Raw genomic sequence first — 17,125 nt, 5'->3', positions numbered from 1 at the left:
AAAAATTTTTTGAGCTTTGAGGGCTCAAAATTTTTCAGAATAACTTTTCTACTTACACAGTTAGTAGGACACTACCAGGTTTGCGGAATGATGATTATTTAGCTTCTGATAATGTCCATTTAAAATAAATACTGGTATTAATAAGGTCAATAAGAACATCTTCAAAGTTTTCAAAAAAGTTCTAACCTAAATTTACTGGTGTTTGTTGTAAAGTTTCTTCCAGTTTTTCTTTAGTATAATAATGACGCTTTACTTCATTACTTTCATCACGTACAAGATGGTAGATTTTGTTTCTCAGTAAAACAGTTATCAATTCATCAAACTCTTTATTGTCATCATATTCATCATCTTTGTAAATGTCATTGATTATTAAATTGTAATTGTTTTTTTGAATATCATAATGTTTATAAAAAACTCTTATTAATCTTTCTTTATTTAATTTTTTGATAACTTCAACTAAGGCTTGTCTTACTCCAGTGGCGCTTCCAAATTCAAATATTCTGCCGTCTTTCTTTACAAGGAGTATAGGACCTTGACCTACTAACCTTACTTTTTTGTCTTTTGCTTGATAACCAAAAACGAATATATCATCATAGTCTTCCGTATAGCTGACTTCAACATGATTTCCCGCATTGTTTAGTACATATTCTCTGGCTATTTTTAGATATTCTTCTTTGTTTTCCTGCATTTATTTTACGTGTTTTTTATGAAGATTGTTTAAGAATTTTTTGCGATTAAAATTTTTAAGGAAACCTGAGTTTTCGCCTTTTTTTAGCTGCTTAATTAATTCAAAGTCATTTTCTAATTTTAATTTATTTTTCTCCATTATATTACAGTTCTCTTAAAGAAGCAACAATATCATCAATTGTATGAATTGAAGTATTTAACGCCATTTTATCAGCTAATGTTGGACTAAATTTAAGGACTTCATCTTTTGTAATTTTATGCCAAATAGGTAATATTACTTTATGTCCATTCATTTCACGAGCAACCATTCCATTGAGTTCATATTCTGTCCAATTTTTTCTTACAAAAGAAGGCGAAATAATAACAATTCCAAATTTAGAATTAATTAAGCCCAAGTCAATTTTTTTCCTTAAGCTATCTCCAATTTTTAATTCAAATTCATCATACCAAACTTGAAAACCACTTTCTCTTAAAGCTTCTGCTAAATTTCTTACAATATCTTCTTTATCTTCTGATGCATGAGAAATAAAAAAATCATATTGTTTTTGTTGTTCATTATTTCCAATAGTAATTGTCTTTGATGAATAGTTTTGATTTATTAAATCATTTAAGTGAGCTTTCTGTTCCTCAATAGTACGTTGTAAATTCTTTTGAAAATCAGTTTGTTTCTGGTTTTGCTTTTTTAATTCATTATTTTCCGCTTTACGTAACTCTTGTTTTTTCTTTCCTAATTCAATTGTCTTTGTAGATATCTTGTTTTGATAATCTGCTACCTTTTTTTTACAATTAAGAATTTCGGTTTGATAGTTTACAATTTGTTTTTGTTTACTTTGCAAAGTCGAAATAGAAGTACTTTTATTTATTGACTTATTAACAGAATCTATCTGCCTAATTTTATCATTTTCTTTTTTACTTTCATCTGCTATTTTTTTGTGTAAATCAGCAATATCTTTTTCAATTTTATTTATTTGATTTTGGTAGTAACTGGGATTCATCTTATGTTTAATCTATGGTTAATAATCAAATATACACAATAACATGTTATTATAATTATGGGAAACCATAATTATTCCCACCCACCCAAAAAATAAAATCCGCCACAAATTTGCCCACCCAATTTTTTAAAAGTAATTTTGCATGAATCTAAAATAAAAGTAAAATATGTCAACTTACGTAGTTGTAGGTCTTCAGTATGGAGATGAAGGTAAAGGAAAAATCACGGATGTTTTATCGGCAAAATCAGATTACGTTGTACGTTTCCAAGGAGGAGACAACGCGGGTCACACGGTTTATGTAGGTGAAGAGAAATTCGTTTTGCACCTTCTTCCATCGGGAGTTCTTCAGTGCAAAGGGAAATGTATCATTGCGAACGGAGTAGTGGTAAATCCTAAATCTTTCATTAAAGAGGTGAATCAGATCGAAAGCAAAGGCTTAAAGACAGATCACATTTTCATCAGCAGAAGAGCGCATGTCATCATGCCTTACCACATTCTTTTGGATACGTACCGTGAAGAAGAGCACGGAGGAACGCAGATCGGGACAACAAAAAAAGGGATCGGACCTTGCTATGAAGATAAAATTGCAAGAGTGGGAATCAGAATGATCGACCTTTTGAATCCTGAGATCTTAAGAGACAAAATCGAGAAAAACTTAAAAATCAAGAATTCTCTTTTTGAAAAATACTTCGGAAAACCTACATTGGACGTTGAAGAAATTTACAACGAATATTTAGAAATCGGAAAACAGCTTCAGGACAGAATCGTAGATACAGAACTTGAACTGAATGAAGCGATTAGAGACGGTAAAAATGTTTTATTCGAAGGAGCGCAGGCTTTAATGCTGGATATCGACTTCGGAACGTATCCTTACGTAACTTCTTCTTCTCCTTCAACTGGAGGCGTTTGTACAGGAGCGGGAGTTCCGCCGACTTCGCTGCAGAATTTAATTGGTGTTGCCAAAGCATACTGTACAAGAGTAGGAAACGGACCTTTCCCTTCAGAACTGGATAACGAACTGGGTGAGAAAATCAGACAGATCGGAGGAGAATTCGGAGCAACAACAGGAAGACCTAGAAGAACAGGCTGGTTAGACCTTGTTTCTTTGAAGCACGCTTGTATGATCAACGGAATCAATAATTTAGTGATTACAAAATTAGACGTTCTTACAGGAATTGAAAATTTAAAAGTCGTTACGCATTACAAAACCGAAGACGGAAAAATCATCGATTATTTCACTTCATCCACCGAAAAATTATACAACTATGAACCGATTTATAAGGATTTGCCGGGTTGGAACGAAGATATCACGAAAGCCAGAAGCTACGACGAGCTTCCGCAAACGGCTCAGGAATACATCGAGTTTATCGAAAAATATTTAGGAATCAACGTTTACTTGGTTTCTGTTGGACCGGAAAGAAGCCAGAACATCATCAGAAAAGAATTATTCTAAGAATATTTTTTAACATACAGAAAGAGATCATCAAACGATGGTCTCTTTTTTTATGAATAAATTTATAAAAACTAAATTTCCGCTTTCTGTTCATTCCGTAAATTTCAGCTATCAGCTATCAACTATCAACTATCAACTATCAACTATCAACTATCAACTATCAACTATCAACCAATTCCCTTTTCAGGAGCTTTTTCCAGCTTTCGCTACTCGCTTTTTTGAGGTTTCAGCGATGGCTTTGCCCCCGCCGAAACCTCAAAAAGAGCTCAGACATGCCGCTCAATCTGGGCTAAAATACAGGTCTGCAATTTTAACTTTCTCCGTAAAATATTTAAACTCAGAAATTTATTATTTACAACATAGTTAAATTTCTTACTTGGCATGAAAATTTTAAAAATGTTGTCATTTTAACAAATATTTGGCAAAAAATTTGATATTGAATCAATGCTTATTGGTAAGATCATAAAAACTAATAATCAAATTTTTTTAACAGTTTAAATATTTTAGTGATGAAACACACAAATCAAAATCAGGAATTTCGTTTTAACGAAGTTCTTTTCGAACACCGTAACAAAGAATACGGAGCTTATGTATTAAGAAGAGAATCAGACAGAATCTTAACAAAAGCATTTTTTATAGGAGTCAGTGTATTGGCTGCCGTTTCTTTAACTCCGCTTGCGATTAATGCATTTAAATCAGAGCCGATAATTGAAGATACAATTGATGGAGGAACACATGTTATAACGCAGGTGGAAACTCCTGAAAAAGATCCGCCGGCAGTAAAACCACAACCTGCTCCCGAAAGAGTAAAAACAATTGATACAACAGTGCCTGAGCCAAAGGCAATTGTTATCAATGAGAAAAAGGACACTCCGAAAGATAATCTAAATGCTGTTTCAGGTACACAGACATCTGATGGGAAAGAGGTTACCACACCTACCTATATACCAACAACTCCAACTATCGGAACTGGTCCTGTAATTACTACGGCTCCACCAGTAGTAGTACCTAAAGAAGATCCCAATAAAATTTTCAATAGTGGAGATTTAGGAAAAGAAGCAAATTTTGATGGTGGAATCGACTCATTCAGAAATAAAGTAATGAGTAATTTTGACGGATCAGGATTTGATTCTGGTGATGTAATGAAAACCACCATTACTTTCATTGTAGAAAAAGACGGTACCATTTCTGGAATAAAAGCTGCGGGTTCAGATGCGGATTTCAATAGTGAGGCGGTAAGAACAATCAGATCGATTAAAGGAAAATGGACACCTGCAAAAAACAAACAGGGTGAATCCGTAAGAAGTTATTTCAAATTTCCGATTACGATGAAATTTGATCAATAAGGCATAAAAAACAAATCTTGAACAGTTATCCACAAAGAATTTTTTTTGTGGATAATTTTTTTTATTGCTAAATTGCTTATTAACAATATTTTAACTCAAATTTCGTTTTATCCCTTTATTAAGAGCAGGGAAAAATGTGTATTTTTGAAACTTAAAGTTCTAACAATGGCAAAAATCATAGGTATCGCTAATCAGAAAGGGGGAGTTGGGAAAACAACAACAGCTGTTAATTTAGCCGCAGCATTAGGGGTATTAGAGAAAAAAATATTAATCATCGATGCAGATCCTCAGGCGAATGCAACTTCAGGTTTGGGCGTGGAAGACGTAAGATATTCTACATACAATCTTTTGGAGCATAGTGTAGATACGGCAAAATGCATCAAGCAGACAGCAACTCCGAATCTGGATATTGTGCCTTCTCACATCGATCTGGTGGCAGCGGAAATTGAACTTGTCGACAAAGAAGAGCGTGAGTATATGCTTAAAAAAGCTTTACAGAGCATAAGAGACGATTATGATTATATTATTATCGATTGTGCGCCGAGTTTAGGTCTTATTACCGTAAATGCGCTTACAGCAGCAGATTCTGTAATTATCCCGATTCAGTGTGAGTATTTCGCATTGGAAGGTCTTGGAAAATTACTGAATACCATTAAAAACGTTCAGAAAATCCATAATAAGGATCTTGATATCGAAGGTCTGCTTCTTACCATGTACGACAGCCGTTTGAGACTATCCAATCAGGTCGTGGAAGAAGTAAACTCTCATTTCCCTGAAATGGTATTCGAAACCATCATCAGCAGAAACGTACGATTAAGCGAAGCACCAAGCTTCGGAGAAAGTATCCTGAATTACGATGCAGAAAGCAAAGGAGCAATACAGTACATTCAGTTGGCAGAAGAAGTTTTATTGAAAAACGAGAAATTAGTAAAGAATTAAAAGCAGCTAGCTAAGCTAAACGCTAAAAACAAAATATGAAGGATAAAAAAAGAGCGATGGGGCGTGGTTTGGGCGCAATTCTTAGTGCCGAATCCAAAGCAACGATCAATTCTGCCACCGATGAGGGAGCGGATAAGTTTGTAGGGAATATCGTAGAAATTGCATTAGAAGATATTTATCCCAATGCGTCTCAGCCAAGAACTTATTTTGACGAAAAAGCCTTGAACGAACTCGCACAGTCAATTAAAAATTTAGGCGTTATTCAGCCGATTACTTTAAGAAAAGACGGCGAAAAGTTTGAAATTATTTCCGGGGAAAGACGTTACCGCGCAAGTAAAATTGCAGGGTTAGAGTCTATTCCGGCATACATCCGTCTCGTTAATGATCAGGAATTGCTTGAAATGGCACTTGTTGAAAACATCCAGAGAGAAGATCTTGATGCGATAGAAATTGCATTAACGTATCAGAGATTGATGGAAGAAATCGGTCTTACTCAGGAAAATCTCAGCCACAGAGTTGGGAAAGACAGAAGTACCATTACAAATTCCATCAGATTACTGAGGTTACATCCGGATATTCAGAATGCGATCCGAAGCGGAGAAATTTCTGCAGGACACGGAAGAGCCATCATCAGTCTTGAAAGCGAAGAACATCAGCAGATTTTGTTTGATCTCATCATTAAAGAAAAACTGAACGTTCGTCAGGCTGAACAGGCAGCTACAGCCATTAAAAACCCGAAATCTCCGGCGGCAAAAAAAGCAAAAGCCGAGCTTTCCAATAATTATAAAAGAGCGCAGAAAACAATTGCAGATATTTTAGATGTAAAAGTTGAAATCAAAGCCTCTCCAAACGGTAAAAAAGGTAAAATTGTTCTGGACTTCAAAAATGAAGATGAGCTGGAATATATTTTATCCCATATTAAATAAATGAAGAAAATACTTTTCACATTTTTTCTGTGTCTGTTTGCAGTTGCGTATTCACAGGTAAATCCTAACGACACCATTCGGGTAGACTATCGTCCGAAAGACAGTGTTGCCGTGGAAAAGAACAACACCAAAACAGAAAGCAGGGTAGTTGCAGATCTGGAAAAAGCAAACGGACCTACCAAAAAAACACTGAAACTGAATCCTACAAAAGCAGGATTGTATTCTGCTGTGCTTCCGGGATTGGGACAGGTGTATAATAAAAAATACTGGAAGGTTCCTATTGTTTTAGGAGCAGTAGGAGCAGGAGTAGGAATTGCGGTATGGAATGACAACCAGTACAGAAAATACCGCGAATATTACATCGCCAAGCTCAACGGAACACCGAATGAATTTGTAGATACCCATCCATGGCTCGATAAAGTGGCTCTCGGAAATGCACAGGACAGATCCAAGAGACAGAGAGATTACGCCATTGCAATTACAGGATTAATTTACATTCTGAACATCGTAGATGCGGTAGTAGATGCACATTTATACGAAGCAAGACACGATCCGGATCTTACGCTGAATCCGGCAATGATTCAGGATCAGTACGGAATTGCACCTCCTAAAACCGGCTTAAGTTTAAGTTACAGATTTTAAAATAATTAATATTAATTCTGTTAAACTAATTTATTGCTGACTTGGTTAAGTGAAATCGAAGATTCGACGAAGTCAAAAGCCTTTGCGAACGAAAAATATGCAGGAGAATTTTAAATAAATCTTTGCGGGCGTTGCGTTAGATTATAAAATTAAATAAAGAAGTACATGAAAATAGCATTAGTTGGATACGGTAAAATGGGCAAGATCATTGATGAAATTGCCACGAAAAGAGGACATGAAATCGTTGCCCGGTTAAAAGAAACTCCAACTGCTGAAAATCTGAATAATCCCGATGTCGTAATTGAATTTTCGTTACCCGAAGTTGCTTACGAAAACATCAAAGCCTGTCTGGAAAACAAAATTCCTGTGATCTGCGGAACAACGGGCTGGCTGGAAAAAAAATCCGAAATTGAAAAATTGGCTGTAGAAAAAGAAACCGCTTTTTTATATGGTTCAAATTTTAGTCTTGGTGTTAATTTATTTTTTGCCTTAAACGAAAAACTGGCAGATTTAATGAAAAATGTGGACGAATATTCTTGTCAGTTGGAAGAAATTCATCACATTCACAAATTGGATGCTCCAAGCGGAACGGCAATTTCCATCGCCGAAGGAATTTTTAAAAACAATCCGAAATTCGATTCCTGGAAACTGGAAGAAACACAGGGAAAACAACTGGGCATTTTTGCCATCCGTGAAGATGAGGTTCCGGGAACGCACAGTGTTTTTTACAGAAGCGAAGTGGACGAAATAGAAATCAAACATACCGCGTTCAACAGAAGTGGTTTTGCTTTGGGCGCAGTAGTTGCGGCAGAATGGATTAAAGATAAAATAGGAAATTTCACGATGAAGGACGTTTTGGGACTTTAATATTGTAACAAAATTCTTACATTGCAAACTAATAAGAATGAATGATGAAACGTTAATAGTGAATTTGTCATCATTATCAGACATCATTCATCAATTATATTATAGATTAGGCACAAAAATTTATGAATTATTTTTTAACGTACGCAGTTTATGTTCTCATTTTATCTGTATTGATGGGGATTTCCACATGGAAACTGTTCAAAAAATTAGGATATAGTCCGCTTTTCGCGTTTATTCCTTTTTACAACTATTTCATTATTTTAAAAGAGACAAAACATCCGAAATGGTGGGCAATTTTATCGTATCTGCCAATCGTGGGACCTATTATGATGTCTGTTTTTCATTTGTATTTAATGAAGAAATTCGGGAAAACGCTCTTTAAGGATCAGCTTCTTACCGTAATTCTTCCGTTTATCTATATGGCAACGGTAAATTATGGAAAAGATGTTGAATTGGAAGACGAAAATGCAATATTCCTTACCGACGAAGAAAAAAACGCAAAAAAGAAAGATTCATTTGTGGGATCTGTGACGTTTGCCGTAGTTTTCGCAACAATAATTCACGTTTTTATAACGCAGCCTTTCGGAATTCCGACAGGATCTATGGAAAGAACTTTATTGGTAGGTGATTTCCTTTTCGTAAACAAATGGAGTTACGGGTACAGACTTCCGATGCGTCCTCTTGCAATTCCTTTCCTTCAGGGAACCATCATGGATACAGGAGAAAAAGGAAACCCGAAAGATGATCCTAAATCTTATGTGGATGCTGTAAAATTACCTTATGAAAGAATTTTTCAGTTCAGCAAACCTCAAAAGAGCGATATTGTTGTTTTTAATTATCCTCAGGATTCTGTACATACCGCGATCGATAGAAAGGATCCTTACGTAAAAAGATGTGTTGCTGTTGCGGGAGATACTTTCGAAATGAGAGCAGGAAGACTTTTTGTAAATGGAAAACCGGAAACAATTTTAGGAGATCAAGAAGAGCAACATTCTTTTATCGTAGAAACAGGAAGCGAAATTGACACTAAAGAATTGTTTAAGAGATTAGAATATATCTCAATTGCTCAAGTAGATACTTCAAGTCCATATTTTCAAAGTAAAGTTGAAAAATATGGTCTTAATCCTAAGAATACCGTGTATGTAATGCAATTGACAGATAAGAGATTACAAGAAATTAAGTCTCTGCCTCAAGTTGTTTCTGTTCATGAAGATATTTTAGATAAAGGGTATGCTGCCGTTGCTTATAGAGATGAAATGAGAACAAAAATAGATACAACACAGTCTATTTACCCAATTAATAAACCATGGAATCAAGATTGGTATGGACCACTTAGAATTCCGAAGAAAGGTGATGTTGTTACTATTGATAAGGAGTCTCTTCCAATGTATCAATGGATTATTTCAGAATATGAACATAATAGTTTAGAAAACAAAAACGGTAAAATTTTTATCAACGGAAAAGAAACCAATCAATATACCATCCAGCAGGATTATTATATGATGGTTGGAGATAACAGAGATGCGTCCTTGGACGCTAGATTTTTCGGTGTTGTTCCTGAAGAAAATATTGTTGGAAAGCCTATGTTCACATGGATGAGTATCGAAGGAGCATTTAGTGATTCAGGCGCTTCTTTTCAGGCGGACGGTTGGAGAATCCGTTGGGACAGAATGTTTAAAGCAACAAACACAGGGGAGGCAAACAAAACTTCGTACTGGTGGATTGCAGCGATGATTCTTATTTTGTTCTTCGGTTGGGAATATTTCGTGAAATTATTCAGAAAGAAAAAAACGGAAGACGATGTGTAATTCACTTTGTCAAAGTTTAAATCTTTGACAAAGTTTCAAAATCAATTATTTAATTGAAAAAAAATTATAAATAGAATGAAGTATTTGAAAAAATACTTCATTTTTGCATTATGAATATGAAGAATGTATTATTACCGGCGTTTTATTTACCGCCAATTTCTTGGTTTTCAGTGTTTTTAGATCCTGAAAATGAAATTATATTTGAACAGTTTGAAAGTTTTCCCAAACAAACCTACAGAAACAGAGCCAACATTTTTGGAGCAAACGGAAAATTATCATTAATCATTCCTATTGCTCATAACGGATGCAGAGAATTTAAGGATATTGAAATTTCTCACCGTGAAGACTGGAGAAATCTTCATTGGAAATCCATTAAAACGGCATATCAGAGTTCGCCTTATTTTGAATTTTATGAAGATAAATTCAGAAAGATTTATGATCTTAAAGAAAAATATCTGTTGGATTTTAATCTGAAAACACTGGAAATTATTCAGCAGATCCTTAAAACAGAAAAGGCACACTCTTTGAATGAAGAATATATTAAATTTCCGGAAGAAATTAATTTCAGAGATCAATTTTCGGCAAAACTTCCTTCAGAATACGAAATGGACGAGTATTATCAAACGTTCTCTGATAAACGCGGTTTCCTGAAAGATTTATCAGTTTTGGACTTAATTTGTAACAAAGGACCGGAATCTTTGACTTATATTAAAAATATTAAATATTCATAGTAAAATGAAAAAGGTATTATTAGCTGCTGTTTTTTTAGTGGGGATTGGTTTTTCTCAAGCGCAGGAAGCAAAAGATCCGATGCAGGATAAAGATCTTATGACATGGTATCATAAAGATTTTGCTACAACGAAAGTTTATGGGGTAAATACAGAAAATGCCTATAAGTTTTTAGAATCTAAAGGTCTTAAACCTAAAACAGTTTTGGTGGGAGTTTTAGATAGCGGAGTTCAGGTAGATCATCCCGGATTGGTAAAAAATATCTGGACAAATCCTAACGAAGTGCCCAACAACGGAAAAGATGATGACGGAAACGGTTACATCGATGATATCCACGGATGGAACTTCATTGGTGGAAAAAACGGAGATATTGATATCGATAACATGGAGGTAACCAGAGTTGTTGCTAAATATAAGCCTGTTTTTGAAGGAGACGATTCTACAAAAAACAAAGCAAATCAAGCTAAAATGCCTGAAGAATTTGCCATGTATATGAAAGCCAAAGATCTTTTCACCAAGAAGAGTGTGGAAGCAAAACAGGGTTTCAAAACCTATTCCATGATTAATGAGGCAATCCCTGTCATGGTAAAACTACTGAACGGAAAACCTCTTACTCCTGAAAATGTTGCCGCTATAAAACCGGCAGATCAGAGAGAAGCAATGGCTGTACAGGTTTTAACACAGGTTGCGCAGAGTCCTGAATTTAAAGGAAAATCTGCTGCTGAATTCGAAAAAGCAATGAGCGGTCAGATTAAAGAAGCTTTAGACTATTTTGGTCCTCAGGAAAAACAATACAATCTGGATTATGATCCGAGAAAAGAAATCGTAGGAGATAACTATGACGACTATTCTGAGAAAAACTACGGAAACAACCATTACGAAGGTCCGGATGCAGAACACGGAACTCACGTTGCAGGAATCATCGCTGGTCTTCCCAACGGAAAAGAAATACAGTATGGAGTTGCTTCGAAAGTAGCGAAAATCATGTCTGTAAGAACCGTACCGAATGGTGATGAAAGAGATAAAGACGTTGCCAATGCAATAAGATACGCTGTTGATAACGGTGCGAAAGTTTTAAACATGAGTTTCGGAAAACCTGTTTCTCCGGGTAAAAATGTAGTTTGGGATGCATTTAAATATGCTCAGGATAAAGGAGTTCTTCTGGTAAAAGCTGCAGGAAATGAAAACGAAGATGTGGCAGAACATCTGGCTTATCCTACCAACTTTAAAAATGTAACAGATGAAAAACCATTTGTAAACAACGTTTTGGTTGTAGGAGCAAGTACCAATAAAAATGATGCATTAAGAGCGAGTTTCTCCAACTTCAATAAGAAAATGGTAAATGTTTTTGCTCCGGGTGAAGAAATTTATTCTACCGTTCCTCACAACGAGTATAAATATTTACAGGGAACTTCCATGGCTTCTCCGGTTGTAGCAGGAGCTGCAGCAGTTTTATTAGCGTATATGCCTAATTTAACTCCGGCACAGATCATAGAATCTTTGGTAAAATCCAGCAATCCAAGTACTGCAAACCAATTTGGGGATTTCTCTGAAGCAGGAGGCGTAATAGATCTTAAAAAAGCAGCGGAATATGCATATACAAACTTCTATAACGGAAAAGGAGGTGCTTCAAAGAAGGCTGAAAAATCCGTAAAAAAGACTGTTAAAAAATAGTATATCTTCCTGTATTTAAGAAAGAAACATATAAAGTCCGAAATTTTCGGACTTTTTTTATTGGTAATATTTAATTTTGGCACGGTTTTTTGTAACTTTATTGTAACAAAATAATAAACAACAAAATGAAAAAGTTACTACTTGCAGGGATGTTGGGAACAGCGCTTTTTGCAGTGTCTTGTTCCGCAGTAAATAATGCTAAAACAGCCCAAACTCAAAGATCAGAATTTTTGAAAATGAAAGGAGACTGGCAGATCGTCAGTGTGAATTACGATAAAAATTTTAAAGTAAAGCCATTTGATGATGGAGTAGATGCACAGTGTTTCGTAGGAAGTCACTGGAGACTGATTCCTAATAACTGGACAGGAGCTTATACATTAAACGGAGGAGGAACGTGCGGAACAGGATTTACACAGCCAATTAAGATTGATGTGGTAAGCGGAAATACTTTCAATTTCAAAAAAATTGCTGACGGTACAAAAGCAAAACAAAATACAGCAGGTTATACTTTAACGCTGATTAATCAGAATACAGACCAATTCTCATTGGAACAGAATATTCCTTTCGACGGAGAAAACGTAAGAGTTGTTTACAACTTCGAGAGAACAGGAATGAAATAACTTAACATAAAAATATAAAAAGATGAAATTTACAAAAACATATATCGGAGCGTTATTTTTATCATCAGCTTTATTGCTTACAAGCTGTGAGGCGGTACAGAATTCCAACCATCAGCAAAGAGGAACAGCAGTAGGTGTTGCTTCAGGAGCTGTGATTGGTGGTATTTTGGGAAATAACGTAGGAAAAGGTAAAAATGCTGCTTTAGGAGCTGTTTTAGGAGGTATAATCGGTGGTGTTGCAGGTAACGTTATCGGTTCTAAAATGGACAAGCAGGCTAGAGAAATTAAAGAAACTTTACCTGGAGCTCAGGTAGAAAGAGTAGGAGACGGTATCAAAATTACGTTGAATGAAAGCATCGTGAATTTCGATTTCGATTCTTCAGCTTTAACAAGTACTGCAAAAACCAACCTGGATAAACTGGCTCAGGTTTTAACGAACAATCCGGATACCAATATTAATATCTACGGACATACAGACAGCAAAGGTTCAGATTCTTACAACATGAGTCTTTCCGAAAGAAGAGCAAACTCTGTAAAAGCGTATTTAGCAGGCAAAGGAATTGCTTCAAACAGATTATTTGCTTTAGGTGAAGGAGAAAGTATGCCGGTTGCAACAAACGATACAGAAGAAGGAAGAGCTAAAAACAGAAGAGTAGAATTTGCCATTACTGCCAATGAAAAAATGATTAACGACGCACAGAACGGTCAATAATTATTTAACATATAAATATTTTCGTGAATAACCGCAATAGCGGTTATTTTTGTATTTTTATGGTGATATTTTTTTAAATTACTATTTTTGCATTTGAAACAACATAAATGAAGAAATATTTAAAGCTGCTCCGTGTTGAGCAATGGGTGAAGAACCTGTTTGTTTTTGTTCCTCTTTTTTTCTCGGGTAATATAAAAAACCTCGATTTACTCGCAAAAAGCATCTTTGCTTTTATCATTTTTTCTTTGGCAGCAAGTGTCGTTTATATTTTAAACGATTATAACGATATTGAAGCAGATAAGAAACATCCCGAAAAGAGAAGAAGACCTTTGGCGAGCGGAGCCATTTCAAAATCTCAGGCGGTAGGAATTTTTACAGGACTTATTATTCTGGACATCGCACTGGTTTTCTTTGCACAAATGTATTTTCAGGAAAGTTTGTGGAAATTTGCAACCATTGTAGGATTTTATTTCGTGATGAATCTTGCTTATACTTTTAAACTGAAACACGTTCCGATTATTGATATTTCAATCATTGCGGTAGGATTCGTATTAAGAGTTTTATCGGGAGGTTACATTACAGGAATTAGCATTTCTCAATGGGCTATTTTACTTACTTTTGTACTTGCACTGGTTTTAGCCATAGGAAAAAGACGTGGAGAACTCATCAATGCGCAGGTTTCCGGAAAAACGCGAAGAGCATTAGACGGCTATAATGTACAGTTTGCAGACATTGCACTCTCCATTTCCGTTACCCTCGCTATTGTCTGTTATCTGATGTTTACCCTGTCTCCAGAAGTTCAGGCAAGATTTCATTCAAGAGTATTTTACACCGTAATTTTTGTTGTTTTTGCCTTCTTAAGATATTTACAGCAGACTTTGGTATACAACAGAACCGAATCTCCCACGAAAATTGTTTACAGAGACAGATACATTCAGATCACCTTAGTGTTGTGGGTTGCTGCATTTTTAATTCAAATCTACTTTAAAAAATGAAGCCGAATTTTGTACAAAAAGTAACCAATTGGGGCAATTTTCCCATAGTGGAAAAAGAAATGAGGTCTGATGACAGCTTCAGAAAAATAAAAGAATTTGTTCTGAATCATAATGAAGTGATTGCAAGAGGAAACGGAAGATGTTATGGAGATTCTTCATTGGGAGAGCATATATTTTCAACCAAAAAATTAAATAAATTCATCAGTTTCGACCGTCTGAACGGAATTATCGAATGCGAATCGGGAGTTCTTCTTTCTGATGTGCTGGAAATTGCCGTTCCGCAGGGATATTTTTTATATGTAACGCCGGGAACGAAGTTTGTTTCTGTGGGAGGCGCCATTGCTTCCGATGTTCATGGTAAAAATCATCATGCTGAAGGATGTTTTTCCGAATATGTGATTGAATTTAAACTGATGATCGAAAACGGTGACATCATCAACTGTTCAAGAGAAGAAAATTCAGATAAATTCTGGGCGACTATTGGCGGAATGGGATTAACCGGAATCATTTTAACGGCGAAATTCAAGCTTAAAAATATTGAATCTGCATACATCCGTCAGGAAAGCATTAAAGCGGAAAATTTGGATGAAATCTTTAACTTGTTTGAGGAAAGCGAAAGCTGGACTTATACTGTAGCATGGATCGACTGTCTTCAGAAAGGTAAAAATATCGGAAGAAGTATTCTGATGAGAGGAGAACACGCTTTTCAGCATGAACTGCCTCAGAAATTTAAAGAAAAACCTTTACGTTTAAAGAAGAAATTTGAACCTACCGTTCCGTTTTATTTTCCGGGATTTGTTCTAAACAGTTTAACAGTAAAGATTTTTAATTATCTCTATTATAAAAAACAGTCTAAGAAGGAAGTTAAAAATTTTATTGATTATGAAACCTTCTTTTATCCTCTTGATTTCGTTCACGACTGGAATAAGATTTACGGAAAATCAGGCTTCATCCAGTATCAGATGATGATTCCCAAAGAATCCGGAAAAGAAGGAATGAAAAAAATTCTGGAAACCATTGCCAACAGTGGAAACGGTTCTTTTTTAGCTGTTTTAAAGCTGTACGGAAAAGAAAATCCGGAAGCTTACAATTCCTTTCCGTTTGAAGGATATTCTCTGGCATTGGACTTCAAAGTCAATTCCAAACTGAAAAAACTGATTGATCAACTGGATGATATTGTAGAGCAGTATAACGGTAAAATTTATCTTACCAAAGACAGCATGAGCAGATCTTCGCTTACCAACTATCTGAAAAATGTACAGAGCTCAAAATTTGTGTCTCTGCAGCATAAAAGAATTTTAAATAATATTTAGCAGACATGATCGTTTTAGGAAGTACATCGGAAGTAGCACAGGCTTTTGTAGAAAAAGCATTGCAGGAAGGAGAGAAATTTGAAAAAATCTATCTTTTTACCTCCAGTAAAGAAACGACCGAAAGATTTGCAAGGCATATTGATGTGAAATTTCTTCAGCAGTCCGAAGTAATAGAGCTCGATCTCATGAAAGGGATAGATTACAATCAGTTTGACTATATCAATTCAAATTTGCTGTTCTGTGCAACAGGATATTTAGGAGAGGGAACAGAAGAAGGATTGTATGACAATAAAAATACACAACGGATTATTGATATCAATTATGCTAAACTGGTTCCTGTGATGAATTATTTTGCGCAGAAATTTGAAAGCAGAAGATCCGGAACGATTATCGGACTTTCTTCTGTTGCAGGAGATCGCGGAAGACAGAGTAATTTTATTTACGGAAGTGCAAAAGCGGCTTTTACAGCGTATTTAAGTGGTTTGAGGAATTATCTTTTCGATAAAAAAGTTCACGTAATGACGGTGAAGCCCGGCTTTATGGCAACAAAAATGACTGAAGGTCTGCCTTTGAATCCAAAACTTACGGCAACCCCGAAACAGGCAGCAGAATTTATTTTCAAAGCTTATAAAAAACAGAAAAACGTAGCCTATGTTTTGCCGGTCTGGGGAATTATCATGATGATCATCAGAAATATTCCTGAATTTATTTTTAAAAAATTAAAGCTTTAAAATTATTTTATTTAAAATATACTTTCGATCTTTACGTTACAAGATAAATATTCTAAAATTGACTTAAAGCGATGAAAAAACTGTACTGCTTCGATTTCGACGGAACGCTTACTTATAAAGATACTATGTTTATGTATCTTAAATTCTATGATCCTACAAGATTTCGTTTGCAGTTTTTGAAGCATGTTCCGCTTTTTGTTCTTTTAAAACTGAAACTTGCCGATACGGAAAAAGTAAAAAAAAGCTTTATCGGTTCAATTCTGAAAGGGCAGACTCAGGAAAAAATTGAAAAAAAATCCAGACAGTTCTTTGAACATTATTATCCTAAAATCGTAAGGGAAAATGCATTGGATTTTATTCAAAATATAGATCATAATAATACGTACAGTCTATTGGTTACCGCATCGTTAGACATTTGGGCAAAACCATTTGCCGAAGCTTTTAAAATGCAGCTTGTTTCCACCAAGGCCGAGTTTAGAAACGGAGTTTTTACCGGAAATTTTGTGGGAAAAAACTGCAACGGAAACGAAAAACTGGTAAGAATTCAGCAGGAAATCAGCAATCATAAATACGATAAAATTATCGCTTTTGGAGATACTTCCGGAGATAAGCCGATGTTGAAGTGGGCGAATGAAGGACATTACCAATTTTTTCACTAATTTTGGGCGGTAAAATATACAGATGAAGC

At 35.3% G+C, this 17,125-nt stretch carries 18 protein-coding genes; 15 read left to right on the top strand and 3 right to left on the bottom strand.

The annotated features are described in order from the left end of the window. Positions 1-181 precede the first annotated feature (181 nt). Genes H6W52_RS09780 through H6W52_RS09770 form a run of 3 tightly spaced genes read right to left on the bottom strand, consistent with a single transcriptional unit; the run spans position 182 to position 1,682 of the window. The gene (locus H6W52_RS09780) at positions 182-688 is read right to left on the bottom strand and encodes a hypothetical protein (protein ID WP_116097749.1); all 507 of its coding nucleotides are present in this window, start codon (positions 686-688) and stop codon (positions 182-184) included. Beyond that, entirely contained in the window at positions 689-826 is a 138-nt protein-coding gene (locus H6W52_RS09775) for a hypothetical protein (RefSeq protein WP_185144404.1), read from the bottom strand. Between the two features lie 4 nt (positions 827-830). After that, entirely contained in the window at positions 831-1,682 is an 852-nt protein-coding gene (locus H6W52_RS09770) for a toll/interleukin-1 receptor domain-containing protein (RefSeq protein ID WP_116097751.1), read from the bottom strand. 166 nt (positions 1,683-1,848) lie between these two features. Between H6W52_RS09770 and H6W52_RS09765 the strand changes: the two genes are divergently transcribed. From H6W52_RS09765 to H6W52_RS09695, 15 genes are all read left to right on the top strand, one after another. Then, positions 1,849-3,135 carry an adenylosuccinate synthase gene (locus tag H6W52_RS09765; RefSeq protein ID WP_116097753.1) on the top strand — a complete coding sequence of 429 codons (1,287 nt, stop codon included), beginning with the start codon at positions 1,849-1,851 and terminating at the stop codon, positions 3,133-3,135. A gap of 509 nt (positions 3,136-3,644) precedes the next feature. Continuing rightward, entirely contained in the window at positions 3,645-4,481 is an 837-nt protein-coding gene (locus H6W52_RS09760; protein ID WP_116097755.1) for an energy transducer TonB, read from the top strand. Between the two features lie 165 nt (positions 4,482-4,646). Beyond that, complete coding sequence (locus H6W52_RS09755; RefSeq protein ID WP_116097757.1) at positions 4,647-5,420, top strand: ParA family protein; 774 nt, start codon at positions 4,647-4,649, stop codon at positions 5,418-5,420. Positions 5,421-5,455: 35 nt separating this feature from the next. Then, positions 5,456-6,346, top strand: coding sequence for a ParB/RepB/Spo0J family partition protein (locus H6W52_RS09750; protein WP_087712454.1), 891 nt, complete (start codon positions 5,456-5,458; stop codon positions 6,344-6,346). Continuing rightward, complete coding sequence (locus H6W52_RS09745; protein ID WP_116097759.1) at positions 6,347-6,988, top strand: DUF5683 domain-containing protein; 642 nt, start codon at positions 6,347-6,349, stop codon at positions 6,986-6,988. A 165-nt stretch (positions 6,989-7,153) separates the two neighbouring features. Beyond that, positions 7,154-7,855, top strand: a complete 702-nt coding sequence (gene dapB, locus H6W52_RS09740; RefSeq protein ID WP_116097761.1) for a 4-hydroxy-tetrahydrodipicolinate reductase — start codon at positions 7,154-7,156, stop codon at positions 7,853-7,855. A gap of 122 nt (positions 7,856-7,977) precedes the next feature. Further along, positions 7,978-9,663, top strand: a complete 1,686-nt coding sequence (gene lepB, locus H6W52_RS09735) for a signal peptidase I (RefSeq protein WP_116097763.1) — start codon at positions 7,978-7,980, stop codon at positions 9,661-9,663. Positions 9,664-9,773: 110 nt separating this feature from the next. Further along, on the top strand, positions 9,774-10,394 hold the full coding sequence (locus tag H6W52_RS09730; RefSeq protein WP_372487775.1) for a WbqC family protein: 621 nt from the start codon (positions 9,774-9,776) through the stop codon (positions 10,392-10,394). A 4-nt stretch (positions 10,395-10,398) separates the two neighbouring features. Beyond that, complete coding sequence (locus H6W52_RS09725) at positions 10,399-12,066, top strand: S8 family serine peptidase (protein WP_116097765.1); 1,668 nt, start codon at positions 10,399-10,401, stop codon at positions 12,064-12,066. Positions 12,067-12,191: 125 nt separating this feature from the next. Beyond that, positions 12,192-12,686: a lipocalin family protein gene (locus H6W52_RS09720; protein WP_087712458.1), complete on the top strand. Its 495-nt coding sequence runs from the start codon at positions 12,192-12,194 to the stop codon at positions 12,684-12,686. A 22-nt stretch (positions 12,687-12,708) separates the two neighbouring features. Continuing rightward, positions 12,709-13,398: an OmpA family protein gene (locus H6W52_RS09715; protein WP_116097767.1), complete on the top strand. Its 690-nt coding sequence runs from the start codon at positions 12,709-12,711 to the stop codon at positions 13,396-13,398. A 107-nt stretch (positions 13,399-13,505) separates the two neighbouring features. Then, a complete protein-coding gene (locus H6W52_RS09710) occupies positions 13,506-14,393 on the top strand; it encodes a decaprenyl-phosphate phosphoribosyltransferase (RefSeq protein ID WP_076392205.1) in 888 nt (295 codons plus the stop codon). Then, on the top strand, positions 14,390-15,706 hold the full coding sequence (locus H6W52_RS09705; RefSeq protein WP_116097769.1) for an FAD-binding oxidoreductase: 1,317 nt from the start codon (positions 14,390-14,392) through the stop codon (positions 15,704-15,706). The genes H6W52_RS09710 and H6W52_RS09705 overlap by 4 nt, the downstream gene beginning before the upstream one ends. A gap of 5 nt (positions 15,707-15,711) precedes the next feature. Beyond that, entirely contained in the window at positions 15,712-16,437 is a 726-nt protein-coding gene (locus H6W52_RS09700; RefSeq protein WP_116097771.1) for an SDR family NAD(P)-dependent oxidoreductase, read from the top strand. 71 nt (positions 16,438-16,508) lie between these two features. Then, on the top strand, positions 16,509-17,096 hold the full coding sequence (locus tag H6W52_RS09695) for an HAD-IB family hydrolase (protein WP_087712461.1): 588 nt from the start codon (positions 16,509-16,511) through the stop codon (positions 17,094-17,096). The last annotated feature ends 29 nt before the right edge of the window (positions 17,097-17,125 follow it).

The sequence above is a fragment of the Chryseobacterium sp. C2(2020) genome (assembly GCF_014218915.1).
Taxonomy (GTDB): Bacteria; Bacteroidota; Bacteroidia; order Flavobacteriales; family Weeksellaceae; genus Chryseobacterium; species Chryseobacterium mucoviscidosis.
The sequence above is the reverse complement of the archived record's forward strand: the minus strand, read 5'-3'. Positions and strand labels throughout refer to the sequence as shown.

What these genes read in the sequence shown, in the direction of transcription:
- H6W52_RS09775 (WP_185144404.1), bottom strand. Translation starts at nt 826, where the DNA reads ATGGAGAAAAATAAATTAAAATTAGAAAATGACTTTGAATTAATTAAG.
- H6W52_RS09745 (WP_116097759.1), top strand. Translation starts at nt 6,347, where the DNA reads ATGAAGAAAATACTTTTCACATTTTTTCTGTGTCTGTTTGCAGTTGCG.
- H6W52_RS09780 (WP_116097749.1), bottom strand. Translation starts at nt 688, where the DNA reads ATGCAGGAAAACAAAGAAGAATATCTAAAAATAGCCAGAGAATATGTA.
- H6W52_RS09755 (WP_116097757.1), top strand. Translation starts at nt 4,647, where the DNA reads ATGGCAAAAATCATAGGTATCGCTAATCAGAAAGGGGGAGTTGGGAAA.
- H6W52_RS09700 (WP_116097771.1), top strand. Translation starts at nt 15,712, where the DNA reads ATGATCGTTTTAGGAAGTACATCGGAAGTAGCACAGGCTTTTGTAGAA.
- H6W52_RS09695 (WP_087712461.1), top strand. Translation starts at nt 16,509, where the DNA reads ATGAAAAAACTGTACTGCTTCGATTTCGACGGAACGCTTACTTATAAA.
- H6W52_RS09715 (WP_116097767.1), top strand. Translation starts at nt 12,709, where the DNA reads ATGAAATTTACAAAAACATATATCGGAGCGTTATTTTTATCATCAGCT.
- H6W52_RS09720 (WP_087712458.1), top strand. Translation starts at nt 12,192, where the DNA reads ATGAAAAAGTTACTACTTGCAGGGATGTTGGGAACAGCGCTTTTTGCA.
- H6W52_RS09765 (WP_116097753.1), top strand. Translation starts at nt 1,849, where the DNA reads ATGTCAACTTACGTAGTTGTAGGTCTTCAGTATGGAGATGAAGGTAAA.
- dapB (WP_116097761.1), top strand. Translation starts at nt 7,154, where the DNA reads ATGAAAATAGCATTAGTTGGATACGGTAAAATGGGCAAGATCATTGAT.
- H6W52_RS09705 (WP_116097769.1), top strand. Translation starts at nt 14,390, where the DNA reads ATGAAGCCGAATTTTGTACAAAAAGTAACCAATTGGGGCAATTTTCCC.
- lepB (WP_116097763.1), top strand. Translation starts at nt 7,978, where the DNA reads ATGAATTATTTTTTAACGTACGCAGTTTATGTTCTCATTTTATCTGTA.
- H6W52_RS09730 (WP_372487775.1), top strand. Translation starts at nt 9,774, where the DNA reads ATGAATATGAAGAATGTATTATTACCGGCGTTTTATTTACCGCCAATT.
- H6W52_RS09710 (WP_076392205.1), top strand. Translation starts at nt 13,506, where the DNA reads ATGAAGAAATATTTAAAGCTGCTCCGTGTTGAGCAATGGGTGAAGAAC.
- H6W52_RS09750 (WP_087712454.1), top strand. Translation starts at nt 5,456, where the DNA reads ATGAAGGATAAAAAAAGAGCGATGGGGCGTGGTTTGGGCGCAATTCTT.
- H6W52_RS09760 (WP_116097755.1), top strand. Translation starts at nt 3,645, where the DNA reads ATGAAACACACAAATCAAAATCAGGAATTTCGTTTTAACGAAGTTCTT.
- H6W52_RS09770 (WP_116097751.1), bottom strand. Translation starts at nt 1,682, where the DNA reads ATGAATCCCAGTTACTACCAAAATCAAATAAATAAAATTGAAAAAGAT.
- H6W52_RS09725 (WP_116097765.1), top strand. Translation starts at nt 10,399, where the DNA reads ATGAAAAAGGTATTATTAGCTGCTGTTTTTTTAGTGGGGATTGGTTTT.